The 21,290-nt window shown below is 68.1% G+C and carries 10 protein-coding genes and 1 pseudogene; 6 read left to right on the top strand and 5 right to left on the bottom strand.

The window, feature by feature from the left end; genetic code table 11:
- Positions 1-50 precede the first annotated feature (50 nt).
- Both pks13 and BN4332_RS24725 read left to right on the top strand, forming a co-directional pair.
- Positions 51-5,067, top strand: a pseudogene (pks13, locus tag BN4332_RS24720) (polyketide synthase Pks13).
- Positions 5,067-6,620, top strand: a complete 1,554-nt coding sequence (locus BN4332_RS24725; protein WP_064897726.1) for an acyl-CoA carboxylase subunit beta — start codon at positions 5,067-5,069, stop codon at positions 6,618-6,620. Before pks13 ends, BN4332_RS24725 begins: the two are co-directional and overlap by 1 nt.
- On the opposite strand, the gene BN4332_RS24730 is transcribed toward BN4332_RS24725, so the two are convergent.
- Positions 6,621-7,898, bottom strand: coding sequence for a PucR family transcriptional regulator (locus tag BN4332_RS24730; RefSeq protein WP_066902114.1), 1,278 nt, complete (start codon positions 7,896-7,898; stop codon positions 6,621-6,623).
- Between the two features lie 105 nt (positions 7,899-8,003).
- On the opposite strand from BN4332_RS24730, the gene BN4332_RS24735 reads away from it, so the two are divergent.
- Genes BN4332_RS24735 through BN4332_RS24745 form a run of 3 tightly spaced genes read left to right on the top strand, consistent with a single transcriptional unit; the run spans position 8,004 to position 12,697 of the window.
- Positions 8,004-9,458: a class I adenylate-forming enzyme family protein gene (locus BN4332_RS24735; RefSeq protein ID WP_066902123.1), complete on the top strand. Its 1,455-nt coding sequence runs from the start codon at positions 8,004-8,006 to the stop codon at positions 9,456-9,458.
- Between the two features lie 18 nt (positions 9,459-9,476).
- Positions 9,477-11,243 carry a DUF3556 domain-containing protein gene (locus BN4332_RS24740; protein WP_066902115.1) on the top strand — a complete coding sequence of 589 codons (1,767 nt, stop codon included), beginning with the start codon at positions 9,477-9,479 and terminating at the stop codon, positions 11,241-11,243.
- The gene (locus BN4332_RS24745; protein ID WP_066902124.1) at positions 11,240-12,697 is read left to right on the top strand and encodes a phytoene desaturase family protein; all 1,458 of its coding nucleotides are present in this window, start codon (positions 11,240-11,242) and stop codon (positions 12,695-12,697) included. The genes BN4332_RS24740 and BN4332_RS24745 overlap by 4 nt, the downstream gene beginning before the upstream one ends.
- A gap of 150 nt (positions 12,698-12,847) precedes the next feature.
- Here the strand turns inward: BN4332_RS24745 and BN4332_RS24750 are convergent, their stop codons facing one another.
- Positions 12,848-13,456, bottom strand: coding sequence for a TetR/AcrR family transcriptional regulator (locus tag BN4332_RS24750; RefSeq protein WP_066902116.1), 609 nt, complete (start codon positions 13,454-13,456; stop codon positions 12,848-12,850).
- 40 nt (positions 13,457-13,496) lie between these two features.
- Between BN4332_RS24750 and BN4332_RS24755 the strand changes: the two genes are divergently transcribed.
- The gene (locus tag BN4332_RS24755; protein WP_066902117.1) at positions 13,497-13,943 is read left to right on the top strand and encodes an SRPBCC family protein; all 447 of its coding nucleotides are present in this window, start codon (positions 13,497-13,499) and stop codon (positions 13,941-13,943) included.
- Between the two features lie 130 nt (positions 13,944-14,073).
- Here BN4332_RS24755 and BN4332_RS24760 read toward each other — a convergent pair whose 3' ends face one another.
- The 3 genes from BN4332_RS24760 to BN4332_RS34635 form a co-directional block, all read right to left on the bottom strand.
- The gene (locus BN4332_RS24760) at positions 14,074-17,268 is read right to left on the bottom strand and encodes an arabinosyltransferase domain-containing protein (protein ID WP_066902118.1); all 3,195 of its coding nucleotides are present in this window, start codon (positions 17,266-17,268) and stop codon (positions 14,074-14,076) included.
- Positions 17,265-20,531, bottom strand: a complete 3,267-nt coding sequence (locus BN4332_RS24765; RefSeq protein WP_066902119.1) for an arabinosyltransferase domain-containing protein — start codon at positions 20,529-20,531, stop codon at positions 17,265-17,267. Before BN4332_RS24765 ends, BN4332_RS24760 begins: the two co-directional genes overlap by 4 nt.
- 79 nt (positions 20,532-20,610) lie before the next feature.
- Positions 20,611-21,290 (bottom strand): arabinosyltransferase C-terminal domain-containing protein (locus tag BN4332_RS34635; protein WP_235654189.1); only part of this gene is annotated, 680 nt, incomplete at its 5' end.

A 21,290-nucleotide genomic window follows, 5' to 3' on the forward strand; every position in this document is an offset into this window, starting at 1 on the left:
CTGACCCACACCGCCGACTGCCGGCCGGTTGAGACAAAGGTGACCTGAATATGGATGAAACACAAAGCAATTCGAATCTTCCAGACGGCACCGAGCCCGCCGGGGCACCGGCGTCGCGCCCTGACCTGACCGTCGCGGAGATGCGCGAGTGGCTGCGCAAGGCGGTGGCCAACGCCACGGGGCAGTCCGCAGACGCGATCGACGAGTCCACTCCGCTGATCGAGCTGGGGCTGTCTTCGCGCGACGCGGTGGCGATGGCCAGTGACATCGAGGACCTCACCGGGGTCACGCTGACGGCCACGGTGTTGTTCCGCCACCCGACCATCGAGTCGCTGGCCACCGTGATCATCGAGGGCGAACCAGAGCCCGAGTCCACCGACGACGAGGACTGGACGCGGGACCGCGACGTCGAAGACATCGCGATCGTCGGTGTGTCGACCCGCTTCCCGGGCGACCTGAACACCCCCGACGAGATGTGGGATGCCCTGCTCGCGGGTAAGGACTGCATCACCGATCTGCCCGAGGGCCGGTGGGAGGAGTTCCTCTCCGAGCCCCGGATCGCCGAGCGGGTCGCCAAGGCCCGCACCCGGGGCGGGTACCTCTCCGACATCAAGGGCTTCGACTCCGAGTTCTTCGCGCTGTCGAAGATGGAAGCCGACAACATCGACCCGCAGCAGCGCATGGCGCTGGAGCTGACGTGGGAGGCGTTGGAGCACGCCCGGATTCCGGCGTCCAGCCTGCGCGGCGGCAGCGTCGCGGTGTACATCGGCAGCTCCAACAACGACTACTCCTACCTGTCGCTGGCCGATCCGACGGTCACGCATCCCTACGCGATCACCGGCAACCAGACGGCCATCATCGCCAACCGGGTTTCGTACTTCTACGACTTCCGCGGTCCGTCGGTGTCGGTGGACACCGCGTGCTCGAGCTCGCTGGTCGCCGCGCATCAGGGTGTGCAGGCGCTGCGCTCGGGTGAGGCCGATGTCGCGATCGTCGGTGGCGTCAACGCGCTCATCACTCCGCTGGTGACCATCGGCTTCGACGAGGTCGGCGGCGTGCTGGCCTCCGACGGCCGGATCAAGTCGTTCTCCTCGGATGCCGACGGCTACGCCCGTTCCGAGGGTGGCGGCATGCTCGTGCTCAAGCGGGTCTCCGATGCCCGCCGCGACGGCGACCAGATTCTCGCGGTGATCGCCGGTAGCGCGGTCAACCACGACGGCCGGTCCAACGGTCTGCTCGCCCCGAATCCTGACGCGCAGGAAGAGGTGCTGCGGCGGGCCTACAAGGATGCCGGGATCAACCCGCGGTCCGTCGACTACATCGAGGCGCACGGCACCGGCACCATCCTCGGTGACCCGATCGAGGCCGACGCGCTCGGCCGCGTGGTCGGCCGCGGTCGCGACGCGGACAAGCCCGCCCTGCTGGGTGCGGTGAAATCCAATGTGGGACACCTGGAATCGGCGGCCGGCGCGGCCAGCCTGGCCAAGATGACGTTGTCCCTGGCCAATGACAAACTGCCGCCGTCGATCAACTACGCCGGGCCCAACCCGTACATCGACTTCGACAAAGAGCACCTCAAGGTCAACGACACCGTCTCGGAATGGCCGCGCTACAGCGGGCATGCGATCGCCGGTGTGTCAGGCTTCGGCTTCGGTGGCGCCAACGCGCACCTGGTGCTGCGTGAGGTGCTGCCCTCGGATCTCGTCGAACCGCAGCCGGAACCCGAAGCGGTGGAGAACAAGTCGGCTTCCGACGACGCCAACGCGGTGTACGTCGGTGGTGTGCGGATGGACGAGTACGGCGAGTTCATCCACGACGACGATGAATCGGGTGCCGGTGACGGCGAATACCCGGCCTACGACGAGGCGAACCACGAACTGCCCGGCCTGACCGACGAGGCCAAGCGCCTGATCGAGGAGGCACGCGCGCAGCTGGAGGCCGCTGACGCCGCGGAGCCGGTCAAGAAGGTTGTCCCGCTTGCGGTCTCGGCATTCCTGACCTCGCGCAAGAAGGTCGCCGCCGCTGAGCTGGCGGACTGGATCGACAGCGAGGAGGGCCGGGCGTCGTCGCTGGAGTCCATCGGCCGTTCGCTGTCGCGCCGCAACCACGGCCGCTCGCGTGCCATCGTGCTGGCCCACGACCACGACGAGGCGATCAAGGGCCTGCGGGCCATCGCCGAGGGCAAGCAGCACCCGACCGTGATCTCGGCCGACGGTCCGGTGACCAACGGCCCGGTTTGGGTGCTCGCCGGTTTCGGTGCGCAGCATCGCAAGATGGGCAAGGAGCTGTACCTGCGCGAGCCGGTCTTCGCCGAGTGGATCAACAAGGTCGACGCCCACATCCAGGATGAGCGCGGCTACTCCGTCGTCGAGCTGATCCTCGACGACGCGATCGACTACACCAACGAGACCTGCGAATACCCCATCGAAGTGGTCCAGACGGTGATCTTCGCCATCCAGGTCGCGCTCGGTGAGTTCCTCAAGGCCCACGGCGCGAAACCCGGTGCGGTGGTGGGGCAGTCGCTCGGTGAGGCGGCCGCGGCCTACTTCTCCGGCGGTCTGAGCCTGGCCGATGCCACCCGCACCATCTGCTCGCGCGCCCACCTGATGGGTGAGGGCGAGGCGATGCTGTTCGGCGAGTACATCCGCCTCATGGCGCTGGTCGAGTACTCGGCCGACGAGATCAAGACGGTGTTCGCCGACTACCCGGGTCTGGAGGTGTGCGTCTACGCCGCCCCGACCCAGACCGTGATCGGCGGCCCGCCGGAGCAGATCGACGCGATCATCGCCCGGGCCGAAGCCGAGGGTAAGTTCGCCCGCAAGCTGCAGACCAAGGGCGCCAGCCACACTCAGCAGATGGACCCGCTGCTCGGTGAGCTGTCCGCCGAGATTCAGGGCATCGAGGCGCGTCCGCTGCAGACGGCGTACTTCTCGACCGTGCACGAGGGCAAGCTGATCCGCGCCGGTGCGGAGCCGATCCACGATGTGGAGTACTGGAAGAAGGGGCTGCGGCACAGCGTCTACTTCACCCACGGCATCCGCAACGCGGTCGACAACGGCCACACCACGTTCCTGGAGCTCGCGCCGAACCCGGTGGCGCTCATGCAGGTTGGTCTGACGACGGCCTCGGCCGGGCTGCACGACGCGCAGCTCATCGCGACCCTGGCCCGCAAGCAGGACGAGGTCACCTCGATGGTGACGGCCATGGCGCACCTGTTCGTCCACGGTCATGACCTGGACCTGCGCACGCTGTTCCCGCGCAAGTCCACCGGGCTGGCCGGCGCGCTGGACTTCGCCAACATCCCGCCGACCAAGTTCAAGCGCAAGCCGCACTGGCTGGACGCCCACTTCACCGGTGACAGCTCGGCGGTGATGCCGGGCAACCATGTCGCGACACCCGACGGCAAGCATGTCTGGGAGTTCGTGTCGAAGGGCAGCGCCGATCTGGCCGCCCTGGTGAAAGCCGCTGCGGCCCAGGTTCTTCCGGACGCCCGGCTGACCGCCTCCGAGCAGCGTGCGGTGCCCGCCGAGGGCTCGCGGCTGGTCACCACGCTGACCCGGCACCCCGGTGGCGCCTCGGTGCAGGTGCACGCCCGTATCGACGAGAGTTTCACCCTGGTCTACGACGCGATCGTGACCCGCGGCGGTGCGGCGACCGCGCTGCCCACCGCGGTGGGTGCCGGTGTTGTCGCCGAACAGGTTTCGGATGCGCCGGCCGTTGCCGAGCCGGAACCCGAGGATGACGCGGAGATTCTTTCCGACAACCTCACCAAGGGCGCCGGCATGGGCGCCGGTTTCGAGAAGTGGTCGCCGGATTCCGGTGAGACCGTGGCGCAGCGGCTCGGCACCATCGTCGGTGCGGCCATGGGCTACGAGCCCGAGGACCTGCCGTGGGAGGTGCCGCTGATCGAGCTGGGCCTGGATTCCCTGATGGCGGTGCGGATCAAGAACCGTGTCGAATACGACTTCGACCTGCCGCCGATCCAGCTGACCGCGGTGCGCGACGCCAACCTGTACAACGTCGAGGAATTGATCAAGTACGCGATCGAGCACCGCGACGAGGTCGATCAGATCGCCGAGTCCCAGAAGGGCAAGACGGCCGAGGAGATCGCCGCTGAGCAGTCCGAACTGCTGGGCGGTGCGTCGACGGTCGCCGAGCTCGAGGCCAAGCTGGCCGAAAGTGGGCATCCCTTGGCGGACAAGGCCGCCGAGGATGGTGATGCGGCCGGCGATATCCCGGCGCCGCCGAGCGATCCGAGTGGGCCGGTTCCGCCTGCGCCCACCGATCCGAGCGGCCCGGCCGNACCCGGCCGGCGGATCGACGGTCGTCTACGAGCCGTTGATGAAGCGGCTGCCGGCCGACACCCCGGTGTACGGCATCGAGCGGGTCGAGGGCTCGATCGAGGAGCGTGCCGCCGAGTACGTGCCCAAGCTGCTGGAGATGCACAAGGGCCCGTTCATCCTGGCCGGCTGGTCACTGGGCGGGGCGCTGGCCTACGCCTGCGCGATCGGCCTCAAGCAAGCCGGTGCCGATGTCCGGTTCGTCGGGCTGATCGACTGCGTGCGCCCGGGTGAGCCGATCGACCAGAGCCAGGCCGGCATGCGCGCCCGGTGGGATCGCTACGCGCGGTTCGCCGAGCGCACGTTCAACGTCGAGGTTCCCGAGATCCCCTACGAGGAGCTGGAGAAGCTCGACGACGAGGGCCAGGTGAAGTTCGTCCTGGAGGTCGTGGCGCAGAGCGGGGTGCAGATCCCCGGCGGGATCATCGAGCATCAGCGCACGTCCTACCTGGACAACCGGGCGCTGGACACCATCGAGATCCAGCCCTACGACGGGCACGTCACGCTGTACATGGCCGATCGCTACCACGACGACGCCATCGTCTTCGAGCCCGCGTACGCCACCCGCAAACCCGACGGTGGCTGGGGTGACTACGCCTCGGACCTCGAGGTCGTGCACATCGGGGGCGAGCACATCCAGGCCATCGACGAGCCGTACATTGCCAAGGTCGGTGCTCACCTGAGCGAGGCGATCAACCGTATCGAAGCGGAGAGCGAGAGCAAGTAGTGACGAACAAGACGACCGCTGAGCTGCTGGCGGAGCTCCGCGAGAAGCTGGAGATCGCTGCCGATCCGGGCGATGAGAAGGCCAAGGCCCGCCGGGACAAGAAGGGCATTCCGTCCGCGCGGGCCCGCATTCACGCGTTGCTCGACCCGGGCAGCTTCCTGGAGATCGGCGCGCTGGCCAAGACGCCGGGTGATCCGAACGCACTGTTCGGCGACGGCGTGGTGACGGGGCACGGCACCATCAACGGTCGTCCGGTCGGTGTGTTCAGCCACGACCAGACGGTGTTCCAGGGTTCGGTCGGTGAGATGTTCGGCCGCAAGGTGGCCCGGCTGATGGAGTGGGTGGCCATGGTCGGCTGCCCGATCATCGGCATCAACGACTCCGCCGGTGCCCGCATCCAGGACGCGGTGACCTCGCTGGCCTGGTACGCCGAACTCGGCCGCCGTCACGAGATGCTGCGCGGCCTGGTTCCAGAGATCTCGCTGATCTTCGGCAAGTGTGCCGGCGGCGCGGTGTATTCGCCGATCCAGACCGATCTGCTGGTGGCCGTGCGCGATCAGGGCTACATGTTCATCACCGGCCCGGACGTGATCAAGGACGTCACGGGCGAGGACGTCAGCTTCGACGAGCTCGGCGGTGCCGACGTGCAGGCGCAGCGCGGCAACATCCACAAGGTGGTCGAATCGGAGGCCGCGGCCTACCAGTACGTGCGCGATTACCTGAGCTTCCTGCCGTCGAACCACTTCGACAGCCCGCCGATCATCAATCCCGGCCTGGAGCCGGAGATCACCCCGCACGATCTCGAACTGGACTCGATCGTGCCGGATGCCGACAACATGGCCTACGACATGCACGAGATCCTGCTGCGGATCTTCGACGACGGCGATGTGTTCGAGATCGCCGACCAGCGCGGTCCGGCGATGATCACCGCGTTCGCGCGGGTGGACGGGCATCCGGTCGGCGTGATCGCCAACCAGCCGATGCACATGTCCGGTGCGGTCGACAACGAGGCCTCCGACAAGGCGGCCAGCTTCATCCGCTTCTGCGACTCGTACAACCTGCCTTTGGTTTTCGTGGTCGACACCCCGGGCGCGATGCCGGGTGTGGCCGAGGAGAAGGGCGGCATCATCAAGCGCGGTGGCCGGTTCTTCAACGCCATCGTCGAGGCGGATGTGCCGAAGGTGACCGTCATCATCCGCAAGGCCTACGGCGGCGGGTACGCGGTGATGGGCTCCAAGCAGCTCTCGGCAGACCTGAACTTCGCCTGGCCGACCGCACGCATCGCGGTGATCGGCGCCGAGGGTGCGGCCCAGCTACTGGTCAAGCGGTTCCCGGATCCCACCGCCCCCGAGGTGCAGAAGATCCGCGCCGACTTCATCGAGGGCTACAACCTCAACATGGCCACGCCGTGGATCGCGGCCGAGCGCGGCTACATCGACGGCGTCATCCAGCCGCACGAGACCCGGCTGCTGCTGCGCAAGTCGCTGAAGCTGTTGCGGGACAAGCAAAACGGTCCCAAGGTGCAGCGCAAGCACGGGCTGCTGCCGCTGTAGTCAGTCTCCGGCCGACGGGGCGGACAGGACTGCTGTGCCATATCGCAGGCACAGCAGCAGGGCCAGTTCGACGTCGAGACGATCGTCTTCGACTGGCCTGCCCCGGCGCTCCTCGGCCCGGCCGACGCGGTACTTGACCGAGTTGAAGTGCAGGTTGAGTTTCGCGCCGGCCGACTTGTAGCTGCCGCCGTCGTGCAGATATACCCGCAGGGTCTCGCGCAACCGCGCGTCGTTGGCGGTGTCAGAGGCCAGTGCGCCCAATGTCTGGAGCACGAATTCTCGTGCATCGTCCAGGTTTTCCCCGATCAAAGCCGCTGCTGCCAGTCCAGGATCGCCCGCCGCCGTCACTCCGGCGGTGCCTGCGGCGAGCGCGACGCCGCGGGTTCTTACGGCCTGGCGGTGTGACCGGCGGAAGCCGTCAACCCCGTACGACGGGATGCCGAGGGCGACGGCCGGTACTGCCGTGCGCGTGCTGAGCTCGGCTCGGGCGATGTCGACAGCGGTGGTCGCCGCGGTCGCCGACAGCGGTATCCAACCCCACCCGGTGTTGCGGTCGGCCGCGACGAACAGCGGACTGTCTTGTGCCCCAACGGCCTCCGCTGTTTCTCTGAGCACCGACTCCAGCCTGGCCAGGCCGTACTCGTTTTCGGAATCCGCGGGCCACCACAACACGACGGCCAGATGCGTGCGCTGCATGGGGTAGCGCAGCGCGGTGGTGAGGGCCTCGGGGTCGGCCGGCGGGGCTGACGGCGGCATCGCGAGAATCTCGCGGACCCGCAGCGCCCGCGCACTGTTCTGGTTTGCCAGCCAGCGGTCGCGCTCCTCTTCGTAGACCACCACCACCTGCTGGCTGATCCAGTCGATGTAGCGGAACGACACCGACGTGATGCGCTCGAAGACGGCCAGCCCGATCCGTGCTTCCAGTCCGGCCGCGTTGATCTCCTCGGATGCGGCGTCGATGACGAGTCCGTGTCCGAGCCGGTAGGCGCGCACCAGGGCGTCCATCGGGACGCCGCGCTGTGCCACCCGCCGGGCGTACTCGAGGGCCGCGGTGGGCGGCTTGATGTTCTCCAGCGATATGTCGTGGCGGAGGGCGTGGAAGATGGTCTCGACGTTGCCCGCGACGCTGGACCCGAGCAGTTGCACGAGTTCCCTGTCGCCGCGCAATTGGGTGATCTGGCTGGCCAGGGCCTGTTGTACCGAGTGGCTCACCGCACCCTGCCGGGCCATCAGCCGGTCCATAACGACGGCGGAAGCGGTGGCGACGGCAGGATCCATCCGCTGACCCTAGACCGCATTTTTGTTTCCCGGCGACAAATTCACGGGTCGACTTCATCGCCGCGGGATGGTGTGGCGGCCGCCACAGATTCCTACCTTCGTGTCATGCCCCTCGCCTCCTTGCCAGACCGCCGGTTCGCTTCGGCCCCGCAAGCGCCCGCTGTCGCCGATGACGCCCTGGACCTCGACAACGCCGGCCTTCTCGACGCGGTGATCCGCGCCGCGGCCGCGTTGCGTGCGGTCGGCGTGGGGTCCGGCGATGTCGTCGCGCTCAGGCTGCCCAACCGCGTCGAGTTCGTCGTGGTGCTCTTCGCCGCCTGGCGCCTGGGTGCCGCCGTGACGCCGATCAGCCCGACCCTGGTGGCTGCCGAGGTGGCCCACCAGGTCGCCGACGCCGGGGCCACGGTGCTCGTCGTCGACGACCTGGTCGAGGCCGACGTTCCGGTCTTGACGCTCGACGCGCTGGCGGTCGCCGAGCCAGAGCCGGTGACTCCCGTCGAGACCGCCGACGATGCCCTGGCCCTCCTGATCTACACGAGCGGCACCACCGGCAGGCCCAAGGGCGTCATGCTCGACCACGCCAACGTCGACGCCATGTGCGCCATGGTGGTCGAGGGCTTCGAACTCACCGATACCGACCACAGCCTGCTGATCCTGCCGCTGTTCCACGTCAACGGGATCGTGGTGAGCACGCTGTCTCCGCTCATTGCCGGGGGCCGGACCACCATCGCAGGCCGGTTCGACCCCGCCACGTTCTTCCAGCGGGTCGAAAGCACGCGCGCGACATACTTTTCCGCCGTCCCGACGATCTACACCATGCTGGCCGGGTTGTCGCCCGAGATACGGCCCGACACCAGCTCGGTGCGGTTCGCGGTGTGTGGCGCGGCCCCGGCCAGCGTCGAATTGCTCGAGCGGTTCGAACGGCGTTACGGCGTGGGAATCATTGAGGGCTACGGCCTGTCCGAGGGTTCGTGCGCGAGTACCGGCAACCCGCTCAACGGCAAACGCAAGCCAGGCACGGTCGGTATCCCGTTGCCCGGTCAGGAGATCCGAGTCGTGGACAGTGCGGGGACGCCGTTGCCGCAAGGTGCGGTTGGTGAGGTGATCATCAAGGGCCCCAACGTCATGCGTGGCTACCTGAACCGGCCCGAGGAGACCGCGAAGACTGTCGTCGACGGCTGGTTGCACACCGGCGACGTGGGCCGCTTCGACGAGGACGGCTATCTGATCCTGGTGGACCGCGCCAAGGACATGATCATCCGCGGCGGGGAGAACATCTATCCCAAGGAGATCGAGACCGTCGTCTACCAGCTGCCCGCGGTCGCGGAGGCGGCTGTGGTCGGGCGGGCCAACCCACTCTATGGCGAAGAGCCCGTGCTGTTCGCGGCGCCGCATCCCGGTGCGGAGCTGAACGCCGGCCATATTCGCGAGCACCTGGCCGCATCGCTCTCGAAATACAAACTGCCCGCGGACATCACGATTGTCCCCGAGTTGCCCAAGAACCCCGTCGGCAAGATCGACAAGCCGTCGCTGCGTAAGACCCTCGCCGCCCGCACCTGAAAGCCGAAGGAGCCCGTCATGGGATTCGTCAAACCGACGCTGCCCGACGTCGACCTCGAAGAGTTTCTGCGCCTGCCGCTGAGGGAACGTCTGCGGATCATGAGCCTCAAGTGGGCGGACCATGGCCTGGGCGCGCCCCGCATGATCCACGTGCTCTACATCGTCAAACTCGTGTTCTTCTACGCGATCGGCGGCGTCGTGATCGCCACCGCCACATCTCATCTGCCCCCGTTCTGGGATGTGGCCGGTTGGTGGAATCAGCCGATCGTCTACCAGAAGCTGATCCTGTGGACGATCCTGCTGGAGCTCCTGGGGCTGGCCGGGTCGTGGGGTCCGCTGGCCGGCAAGACCAAGCCGATGACCGGCGGTTACCGATTCTGGGCCAAGCTCAACACGATTCGGCTGCGGCCATGGAAGGCGGTACCGTTCACGGGCGGTGACCGCCGCACCTGGTTCGACGTCATCGTGTACCTGGCGTTGATCGCCACGGTAGTGGTGGCGCTCGCGGCGCCCGGTGTGTACAGCGGTTCGCTGAGCGCGGTATTACCGGACAACACGTCCGGACTGGTGAACCCGGCCCTGCTGATCGTGCCGATGGTGCTACTGGTCGTCATCGGCCTGCGGGACAAGACGATCTTCCTGGCCGCTCGAGGCGAGCAGTACCTGCCCGCGCTGCTGTTCTTCGCGACGCTGCCGTTCGTCGACATGATCGTCGCGGGCAAGCTGCTGATCGGCACGGTGTGGATCTGGGCCGGCATCTCGAAGTTCGGTCTGCATTTCACCAACGTCATCCCGCCCATGGTGAGCAACAGCCCGACCATCCCGGTCAAGTTGCTCAAGCGAGCGCACTACCGCAGCTATCCGCACGACCTGCGTCCCTCGCACCTGGCGACCTTCATGGCACACGGGCCGGGCAGTTTCGTTGAGATCGTCGCGCCGCTGACGCTGCTGCTGTCCCCGTGGCCCTGGCTCACGTTAGGCGCGGCCGCGGTCATGGTGTGCTTCCACCTGTTTATCATCTCGACGTTCCCGCTGGCGGTTCCGGTGGAATGGAACGTGCTGTTCGCCTACGCCACGGTGTTCCTGTTCCTCGGCTTCCCCAACTGGGACGGCTATGCGATCGCCGACATGTCCTCGCCGTGGCTGACCATCGCCCTGCTGGTCGGATTGTGCTTCTTCCCGGTGCTGGGCAACCTGCGTCCGGACCTGGTCTCGTTTCTGCCCGCCATGCGGCAGTACGCCGGCAACTGGGCCTCGGCGGTGTGGACCTTCACTCCCGGAGCCGAGCAGAAACTCAACCGGGTCACCCGGTCCTCGCCCAACACGGTGGATCAGTACATCGCCTTCGGCTGGGACCCGGTGGTGGCCGAGGTGTTCACCCAGCAGGTCACCGCATGGCGCGCACTGCACAGCCAGGGCCGTGGCCTGTACTCGGTGCTGCTGAACAGCCTGCCCGACATCGATACCCGTACCGTGCGGGAAGGGGAGATGGCGTGCAACACGATCATCGGCTTCAACTTCGGGGACGGTCACCTGCACAATGAAGATCTGATCGCCGCGATCCAGACCGAGGCACAGTTCGAACCGGGCGAGTTCGTGGTGGCATGGGTGGAATCGCAACCGATCCACAAGAAGACCCAGGAGTACAAGGTGATTGACGCGGCCCTCGGGGTGATCGAGCGGGGCACCTGGAACGTTGAGGATCTGGTCGACGAGCAGCCGTGGCTGCCCAACGGGCCGATCCCGCTGAACGTGACATGGCGGCGCGCCGGAGTCAACGCGTGAGTACCGCGGTGGTGGTCGGTAGCGGCCCCAACGGTCTCGCGGCGGCCATCACGCTGGCCTCGGCCGGGTTGGACGTCACGGTGCTGGAGGCCGCCGATGTGATCGGCGGCGGGGTACGGTCGGGTCAGGGCATCGTCGAGGGTCTGGTGCACGACCACTGCTCGGCGATCCACCCGATGGCGGTCGGGTCGGCCTTCCTCAGCGGCCTCGGGCTGGAACGCCATGGTTTGCAATGGAAATGGCCCGAGGTCGACTGTGCGCACCCGCTCGACGGCGGTGACGCCGGCCTGCTGTACCGCAGCGTCGACGAGACCGCCGAGGCACTCGGCGCGGACGGTGGCCGGTGGCGGCGGGCCTTCGGCGGGCCGTCGGCGAGGTTCGACACGCTGTCGCAGGACATCATGGGTCCGCTGTTGCGGGTGCCGAAGCATCCGTTGACGCTGGCCCGGTTCGGCGCGCCGACGGTGCTGCCGGCGTCGGCGTTCTCCCGGCTGTTCCGTACGGAGCGGGCCCGGGCTTTGTTCGGGGGCGTTGCGGCACACACCTTTCGCCCTCTGCACTACCCGCTGACGTCGGCAATCGGGCTCGGCATCATCACGGCCGGGCACCGGCACGGTTGGGCAGTGGCGCAGGGCGGTTCCCAAGCCATCACCGATGCGCTGGCGTCGGTACTGGCGGAGCTGGGCGTCAAGGTGGAAACCGGTGTCCGCGTCACATCCGCCCAGCAGCTGCCGACGGCCGACGTGACGATGTTCGACCTCGCGCCCACGGCCGTCGCCGACATCCTGGGCGATCGCCTGCCCCGGCGGGTTTCCCGCGCCCTGAGTGGATTCCGTTACGGCCCGGGAGCATTCAAGGTCGACTTCGCGGTCGACGGTCCGGTGCCGTGGACGAGTCCCGGGGTCGGTCGGGCCGGCACGGTGCATCTGGGCGGAGATTTCGCCGAGATCGCGGCAACCGAGCGTGAGATCCACGCCGGCCGGATGCCGCAGCGGCCGTTCGTACTCGTCGGCCAGCAGTATGTCGCCGACCCCGGCCGGTCGGTCGGTGGCATCAACCCGGTGTACTCGTATGCCCATGTGCCATACGGCTACACCGGCGACGCCACCGAGGCGATCATCGGACAGTTCGAGCGGTTCGCGCCCGGGTTTCGTGACCGGATCGTCGGGATGGCGGTGCGGTCGACGACCGAGATGTCGGTGTACAACGCCAACTACGTCGGTGGCGACATCTGCACCGGTGCCAAGGACATCCGGCAGTTGGTGTTCGGGCCGCGGACTACGCTGCAGCCCTACCGAATCGGCGTCCCGGGGATGTATCTGTGTTCGGCGGCCACCCCGCCGGGGCCCGGTGCGCACGGCATGTGCGGCGCGAACGCCGCGGCGGTTGCCCTCACCGCCCTGGCACGGTGGGTCGGACGCAGTTTGCGGTGGGCGGTCACCGCCCAGTGCTAACCACACGCGTGTAATTCTGGCACGCCCCTTTNGCGTGTAATTCGGTCACGCGCCTTGTGAGCAGCGGGGATGTGAAACGCACCGAAAACCATCCACAAGTTATCCACAGGGCAGCCGTGTTGGCTGAGATCATGCGTTCCCCGGTATGCCTCAAGACTGCAGGCCGGCGATGAAGATGTCGAGCAGCCGGCGCACCGTGGACTCGAAATCGGTGACGATCGTGTGGTGACCGGCTGCACCCGGCCGCGTCCATGCCCAGGCCGTCCCGGTGAATGCGTGGATGGCCGCCGTCAGCGCGCTCAGCTGCTCATCGGACAACGGCAGCGACGGTTGAAGCGCCGCGCCCAGCCGCTGCTGTGCGTCGTGCGCCTGGGCCATCAGCACATTGAGCTCATCAGCGCCGAGCCGATTGATGAGGACCGGCGAGGCGGCGATCAGATCGCACAGCACCGGCCGCGCGGCCAGGCTGCGAGCCAGGGCCGTCGCCGGGGTGGCGGTGGGGAGTTCGTCGGCCAGCGTGTCGATCCAGGCCAGGTGTTCGTCGTACATGACCCGCAGCAGCAGTGCCTCGCGTGAGCCGGCGTGCCGGAGGATCCCCGACTTGGCCAGACCGGCCACCGCGGCCACGTCGCCCAATGTCAGTGTCGCCGCGGGTGTCCGGGACAGGCACTCGCGCGTCGCGCCGACCAGCTGGGTCAAGCGGTCCTGACGCTGGGCGTCGTTGCGTGCGCGCAGGAAAGGACGGGCGGATTCCGGCATCCCAACATAATAGAACACTGTTCTGTTAAAGTCGCGAACCGTGAACCGCTACGAATGCGTCATCCGCCGCCACACCACGGCATCGCCCCAGACCTTGTTCGAGATCGTGTCCGACGGCTCCCGTTGGTCCGAATGGGCGAAGCCCCTGATTGCCTACTCGGCGTGGGAGACACGGGGCCCGGCCGACGACGGCGGGGTCGGGGCGGTCCGGGCCGTCGGCACCCGGCGCCAGCCCGCTCGCGAGATGACGACCATCCATGAACCGGGCCGACGGCACGGCTACACCATGCTTAGCGACGGCCCGATTCGCGACTACCAGGCCGAAGTGACATTCGACGAAGCCGCGGGCGGCACCGACGTGACGTGGCGAGGGCGCTACGAAACCCGTTGGCGTGTGGTCGGTCTGGGCTACTGGCTGGTGCTCCGCGTGGTGCTGGGGACGCTGTCCCGCAAGCTCGTGACCGCTGCGGAGCGGCGAATCGGCTGACGCGCCGAGAAGCGGCCCTGAACACCACGAGCGTGCGCAAACTGTCGCCCGTCAGCGGTGTGTCGGGCAGCAGACGCGCACGCTCGTGGTGCAGGTGCAGGTGCAGGTGCAGGTGCAGGTGCGGGCCGGGCTACGGCTTGATGCGGATCCTCCCCGGCTTGTACAGCCCGGAGTGCGTCGCCGTCCCCAGCTCGATCTCGGCGGGCGTCGCGTCGACGATGGTGTCGAACTTGCGCAGGGAGCCCCAGTCGCGACCCCAGTCCTTGTTCAGGTACGTGGCCATCACGTGCTGGCGCAGCAGCACGTCACTGATGCCCAGCAGGCCGCCGTTGATGCCGTCCTCCCAGGTGTCGGTGTCCTTCATCTTGGCGTTGTAGTCCGGGGTGATCCGGAACCTGGGGATCTCGGTGACGCCATTGGCGTGCAGCATCGGTTGCTGGCACGGGAAGGCCAGGCCGACCGCCCAGTCCATCAGGACCGGCTGCTGTGAGCCGATGTACTCCTGAACGGTCTTGACCTCGGGCACCCGGGGCGGAGTGACCGCGACCCAGTCGCCGGGGGTCAGCGACTTGTCCTCGGCGATCACCCGGATGAACGTCGCGTCGGCGGGGATCTCGCTGCGGTCGAACCGCAGGTTGCGCCAGGACGGAATCGGTCCCAGGTCATAGGGCGTCACGCGTCCGGCCGGCACCGGGATGCCGTCGGGTCCGGGACGTCCGTACTCGATCTCGACCGTCTGGCCCTCGGTGCGGCCGTTGAAAATGCTGTTGCCGGTGATGGTTCCGGCCGCGGTGACCACGACCAGGGGATGTGCGTCGTCCGGCGCGGGCAGCTGGTACCAGGCCGAGGCCAGCTTGCTCTCCTGCTGCGCCGGGCCCGATGCGTAGCTTCCGGCCAGCGGTACCCGGGCCGGATCCAGCCCGTAGGGCAGCGGAACCGTCGAGCCGTTGATGCCCGGCGTCTCCAGCTGGACCGGGGCATTCCAGTCGGCGTCGATGCCCGGCATCGGCACCGTGATCCGAATCGCCTCGGCGACAATGTGGTCCGGCACTCCGTTCGGGGTGAACCCGGTCGGCGCGGTACCACCCAGCGGCCCCAGCGGGCCGTAGTCGCCAGGAGCAGGGGTCAGGAAGCCGTCGTTGGTGTCGGGTTCGACCAGCACGTCGTCGGCAAGGCCGCAGCCACCGGCGAACGCGCGCAGGTTCGCCGACGCATTGGAGTAGGTGCCCTGCTGCCGCACCACGCCGTAGAGCATCGAGCCGACGAACACCACCACCATCAGGCCGGCCGCAATCGGTACCGGAGCCGCGGTGAGCGCCCGGGTCAGCCTGCCCTCGTTCCCGGGCCTGAAATGCAGCCAGAACCCCCACAACGCGGCGAGCACGAATAGTGCAAAGAAGATGGCGCTCACCGTGATTCCGCCGATGGCGGGCTTGTCGTTGTTGAACGGCACCCCGTAGCTGGACACGTACCACCAGCCGTTGGTGCTGGCGAAGCACAAGGCGAGCACGAACAGCACCGCCGCGGTGAACGCCATCCGGTTACGCGCCGAACGCAGCACCGCGGGCCCGGCCAGCACGGTGGCCACCGCGGCCATCGCGGCTCCCACGGCGGCGAACAGGCCGAAGTGGTGCACCCACTTGGTGGGGGCGAACTGCAGGCAGAACATGGTGGCGAAGATGATGCCCATCAGCCGCCATACCGGTCCGCGAGCCACGCCGGCAACTCGCTTGCGCCGCAACATGATGAACAGCGAGGCGAACAGGCTCAGCGCGGTGATCATGAAGCCGAACCGGCGCGACAGCGAGCCGTCCACGGTCGGCAGGATCAGGTAGTAGTAGCGCAGGTTCTCGGTGTACCACTCCTGGGCGGGCCCGATCGCGGTCCGAATCCTGGTGGCTTCCAACACCGTTGCGAAGGTCTGGTCGGCGAACACCACACACAGGATCACCGTTCCCGCGGCCAGCAGTGGCAGCACCAGCGGCCACACGCCGAGGGTGCGGTGACGCCGCACCAGGATGCGCAGCAACGGGCGGCCACCGGCCAGCAGCGCGGCGACGGCGATCAGGCCGGTCGGCTGGATGCCGAGGGTGAACGCCGCCGAGATGATCGCCAGGGCAGCGGGTGTGAGGCGGCCGGAGATGATGGCCCGCTCGATCAGCACGTAGGTGATCAGGGCGCCGGTGGCGATCTGGCCTTCGGGGCGCAGGCCGTTGTTGAACGGCATCCAGGCGGCCAGCAGCACCAGGCCCGCGGCCCAGAGGGCAGGCCTGGAGGCGATCACCGCGGGGCCCAGCCGGGGCAGCACCTCGCGCGACAGCAGCAGCCAGCACACGATTCCGCACACCAGGTCGGGCAGCCGCATCCAGATACTTGAATCGCTGACGTGGGTCATCAGGGCCAGCACGTTGTAGTACCAGCCGAACGGATCCTCGGGACTACCGAACCAGCGGAAGTAGTTCGACATGTAGCCGGCATGGTCGGCGACCCGGGCCATCTGGAGCTGGTAGCCGTCGTCGGAGGAGTTGGCGCCGATGATGTGCCACACCAGGAACCCGCCGACCACGACCACGTCGACCGGGGTGAACGTGCGCCAACGCGACGGGACCAGGCGCTGCATGCGCCGTCCGTCGAGGCGGTCCAGCCGCCACAGCGCCAGCACGGCCACCACGGTGGCGGCGATGCCGAGCAGGATCGCGACCAGTTTGAGCGGGGTCGGCTTGGAGGTGAACCGCGTGTCGATCGTCGCCGACAGCGAAAGTCCTTGCGGTGCCGGTCCGCTCAGCTCGGTGAAGACGCCGAGGATCTGGGGCCGCAGGTTCGGGTCGGCGAAGCCGGTGCGCAGCTCCTTACCGTCGGTTCCGGTCAGGCCGACGAAGGTGGCGAAGGTGCCCGCCTCCGACGAGGTGATCTCGATCCGGTCGCAGGCCGGGGAATTCGCCTTCTCGCGGGTGACACTCGCGATCACCACGTTGCGGTCGGTGATGTCGACGCGCTTGCTGTTGACGTTGACGAACAGCGCGTTGAGCGCGGCCTGCCTGCCCTCCTTGGGCGCGGTGCCCAGCACCATGCCGCCCTCGGGTGGCAGCGAGCGGATCAGCTCGCACGGCACGGTGACGTCCATCGACACCGGGGTTTGGGAGATCAGCGGTGCGGTGACGTTGTTGAGCTGACCTTGCTGCGGCCAGTTCAGCGTCGCCGTGGTCTGCACCACCGGCAGCAGCGGGGTGGCGACCGCGCACACGAATCCGATGAGCCCGGCGATCATCGCGACCCAGCGGGTCACCCGGACTTTGTTGTCGGTGGCGATATCGGTCGTGCTCATGGCAGCGCCCGGATCGGTCCGGGCCGGCTGAAGCCGAACACCTGCTGGGCGCCTTGTTCTATGACGGCGGTGGGCGCCTGGTTGGCGGGCACCACCGGGTTGTACTTCTCGATCGAGCCCCAGTCTCGGTACCAGTCGTCACGCAGATACGTCGGAATCGTCGACGTGCGCAGCAGCGCCTGGATGAAGAGGAAGGGACCACCCTTTTGGGCGGACTGCCACATGTTCGACGACACCACCACTTGCTTGACGTTGGGAAGGATGCGGTACTCCGGCAGCTCGGCGACACCGAGACGTTCGGAGAATGGGCGCTGGCAGGGGAAATTCGCGGCGGTCGCGATGTCCATCAGCACCGGGGTCTGCGAGCCGAGGAACTGCTGCGCGGTCTGCAGGGTCGGCACCCGCGGCGGGGTGAAGCCGAACCACTGGTCCTCGGAGAGGTTGGGATCGTCGGCGACGATCCGGGCGACGTTGGCCTCCGGCGGCGCCCATGCCAGCGGGAATCTCAGGTTGCGCCAGGCGTATTGGGAGAACACGTCGATCGGCTGGACCGCGTCGAGGGCCTGGAAGCTGCCGTCGGGGCGGTGCACGCCCCACTGAAGTTTCAGCGACTGCCCGTAATGGAACTCGTGTTCCTCGTCGTAGTACCAGATGGCGCCGGCGGCGGCGACCGTCACCAGCGGACGGTCCGGGGTGCGGGGCGGCAGTTGGTACCAGGCCGAGGTGGCCTTGGCCGCCACGGTGTTCTCCTTGTAACTGCCCATCACCGGGGTGCGGGCCGGATCGAGACCGAACGGCAGGAACACCCGCGAGCCGTTGACACCTTCGGGGCCGTAGCCGCCGCCGGTGCCCGCGGCGTAGGCGATGCCGACGTTGGGCTTGTTGGGGGAGCCGTCGGAGTTGACGGTGCCGGGGTTGGCGACGACGGGCTTCGGCGGCTCCAGCGTGTCGCTGATGCCGTTCGGGTTGAAACCGACCGGATCTTGCCCGCCGAGTGGGCCGTACTCACCCCAGTCCTGGCCCGGAACCGGTTGCAGCATGCCCGCATTGGTGTCGGCCTCGACCAGCACGTCGTCGGCCATGGCGCAGCTGTTGGACGACAAGCCCGAACTCAGCGCCGACATGTTGGCCTTGGCCGTGGTGTAGACGGGGTAGCGCTGGACGAAGCCCTTGGCCATCGATCCGACTTCGAGGATCACCATGATGGTCGCGACGATCAGCAGCGGGGTAGCGGCCAGCGCGCGGTTGCGGCGGGTGTCGGCCACCTCGGTGTGCCCGGCGTAGTCGATCCGGTAGTGCAACCAGCCGGCCAGCACCGCGGTGACGATCGCCAGGAACAGGAACAGTGTGGTGACGGGTTGGCCGGCGATCACCGGCTGGCGGTCGAACCACGGCACCCCGTAGTTGCCCACGTAGAACCAGCCGTTGGTGCCGGAGGTGGACCAGGCGAGCACGAACAGCAGGGCCGTCACGTACAGCGCGAGGTTGCGTCGGCTGTGCAGGCCCACCAGGGCGAAGGCGAACGCCGTGACCGCGCCCAGGGCGGCGGCCAGCCCGGCGAAGGCACCGAACTGCACGGCCCACTTGGTGGGGGTGAAGGTCAGCAGCAACAGGCCGGCCGCGGTGGTGCCCAGCAGCCGCCAGACCGGGCCGCTGGCCAGCCCGGGCACGTGCCCCTTGCGCAGCAGCACCGCGATCATGCCGAACAGGCTCAGCAGCATGATCAGGACGGCGAACCGGCGGGTGAGGGAGGAGGCCACGCTTTCTTTCACCGTCAGGAAGTAGTAGCGGAGGAACTCCTGGTACCAGGAGATGGTCGGGCCCACGGTGTATTTGATGCGGGCCGATTCGGCGACGGTGGCCAGCGTCTGGTCGCGGAACACCACCACGAGCACCAGTGCCGCCGAGCCGGCGAGCGCGGACACCGCGGGCAGGGCCAGGCGTCGGCTGCGGATGATGCCGACCACGGCCCGCGCCCCGACCAGCAACGGGGCCAGGGCGATGAGGCCCTGCGGAGCCAGGGTCACGCTGAGGGCCGCGACGATCACGGCCAGGCAGGTGGGCCACAGGCGGCGGGTTGCGATCGTGTTTTCGATGAGTGCCCACACCGCGAGCACCCCGAAGGCGATCAGCGGTTCGGGGCGCAGGCCGTTGTTGAACGGCAGCCAGGCGGCCAGGAACACCGCGCCCGCGGTCCACATGGTGACCCGGTTGACCGCGACGCGACGGCCGAGCCGGGGCAGCACCCAGCGGCTCACCAGCAGCCAGGTGCCGATGGCGGCCAGGGTGGCGGGCACCCGCATCCATACGCCGGCCGTGCTGACGGCCGCGAATTGGGCCAGGACCGACTGGTACCAGTCGAACGGCGCCTCGGTGGCGCCGAAATAGCGGAAGTAGTTGGCGGTGTACCCGGCGTCGGCCGATACCCGCGCGATGGTCAGGTTGTAGCCGTCATCCGAGGAGATGGCACCGATCATGTGCCACAGCAGCAGGCCGCCGATGACGCCGATGTCGGCGATCCAGGTCGCCACCGGGACCTTGACGAAGCGGCGCCAGGCGTGACGAATGCGGTGACGGCTCCGGCGGTCCAGCACCGCCAGCGCCAGGATCGAGGCGGCCACGCACGCCACTCCGAGCGCCATCACCAGCAGTTTCAGTGGGGTCGGGGACGTGATGAACCGGGTGTCGACGTCGACCCGGGCGCTCAACCCGGGCTGGGGAGCCACCTTCAGATCGGTGAACAGGCCGGCCACCTGAGGCTTCTTCTCCACCTCCGCGGTACCGGCGGCGCCGGGGATGCCGACGAAGTCCGCGCCGACCCCGCCCAGGTTGGCCCACAGATGCAGCGTGTTGCAGCCACCCGCGTCGATCGCCGCGCGGGGCGCGACGGCGGCCACCGAGTCGCGGAACGCCACCACCACGGTTTCGGGGTTGGCCCGCACGAACAACCCGTTGCGGCTGGCGTCGATACCGCCCGACGGAATGGTGGAGAACACCAGACCGCCCTCGGCGGGCAGCGTCGCGATCGCCGAGCAGGGGATGGACACGTCCATGGACTGCGGCGCGCCCGACACCAGCGGGGCCGTCACCGAGGTGACGTTGCCCTCGGCGTCGGTGCCCTGCGGCCACAGGACGGTCGCGGTGGTCTGGGTGACGGGCAGCAGCGGCACCAGCGCGCACAGCACCACACCCGCGATGCCCGCGATGACGGCGATCAGGCGGGCGATGCCCACAACACGGTCGGTTGTCTCATCGGAAGGCACGAGGCTCGATGTTATGCGACCCGGATGTGAGCCCCGGTCCGCCCTGCCGCCGGCTCAGGAGACGTGTCCCAGCTGTGTCCTAGCTGTGCCGCAGCGGCGCGGGGCTCCACAGTCCGCTGCGGATCGCGGTGCCCAGGTCCAGACGGGCCGGCTCGGCGTCCGGGTACCACGGCGTGAGCCGTTGCAGCGAGCCCCAGTCGCGGAACCAGTCATCCCGCAGGTAGGTCGGCACGCTCGACGGCCGCAGCAGCAGTTCGGAGATGCCCAGCGGGCCGCCACCCAGGTAGTCCATCACCGGCGAGTTGGCCTCGGCCCCGAAGCGGTCCGGCAGGATCCGCCACTTCGGCACCTCGGTGACGCCGTACTGATGCGCGAACGGGCGCTGGCACGGGAACGCCAGGCCGACCAGCCAGTCCAGCAGCACCGGGTCCTGCGAGCCGACCACGTCCTGCAGGGTGCGCAGTTGCGGGATCCGCGGCGGGGTGACGGCGATCCAGTGCTGTGGGGCCAGGTCGTCATCGGAGGCGACCAGGCGGATCTGGGTGGCCTCGCGTGGGATGGCCGCCAGCGGTGCGCGTAGGTTGCGCCAGGCCGGAGCGGCGCCGACGTCGGCGAAACCGATTCCGCCGCCGGGCTTGTTCTCGGCGGCCTGCGCATCGGTGGCCCACTGCACCACGACCTCGCCCGGATCGAAGCGGCCTGCGGCCGAGACGACCAGCAGCGGGCCGGCGGTGTCGCGGTCGGGCAGTCGGTACCAGG

Origin of the sequence: Mycolicibacterium houstonense (assembly GCF_900078665.2) — a bacterium.
Taxonomy (GTDB): Bacteria; Actinomycetota; Actinomycetes; order Mycobacteriales; family Mycobacteriaceae; genus Mycobacterium; species Mycobacterium houstonense.

Coding starts and splice junctions, on each gene's coding strand:
- BN4332_RS24730 (WP_066902114.1), bottom strand. CDS start 7,898: ATGGATCCTGCCGTCGCCACCGCTTCCGCCGTCGTTATGGACCGGCTG.
- BN4332_RS24735 (WP_066902123.1), top strand. CDS start 8,004: ATGCCCCTCGCCTCCTTGCCAGACCGCCGGTTCGCTTCGGCCCCGCAA.
- BN4332_RS24740 (WP_066902115.1), top strand. CDS start 9,477: ATGGGATTCGTCAAACCGACGCTGCCCGACGTCGACCTCGAAGAGTTT.
- BN4332_RS24750 (WP_066902116.1), bottom strand. CDS start 13,456: ATGCCGGAATCCGCCCGTCCTTTCCTGCGCGCACGCAACGACGCCCAG.
- BN4332_RS24760 (WP_066902118.1), bottom strand. CDS start 17,268: ATGAGCACGACCGATATCGCCACCGACAACAAAGTCCGGGTGACCCGC.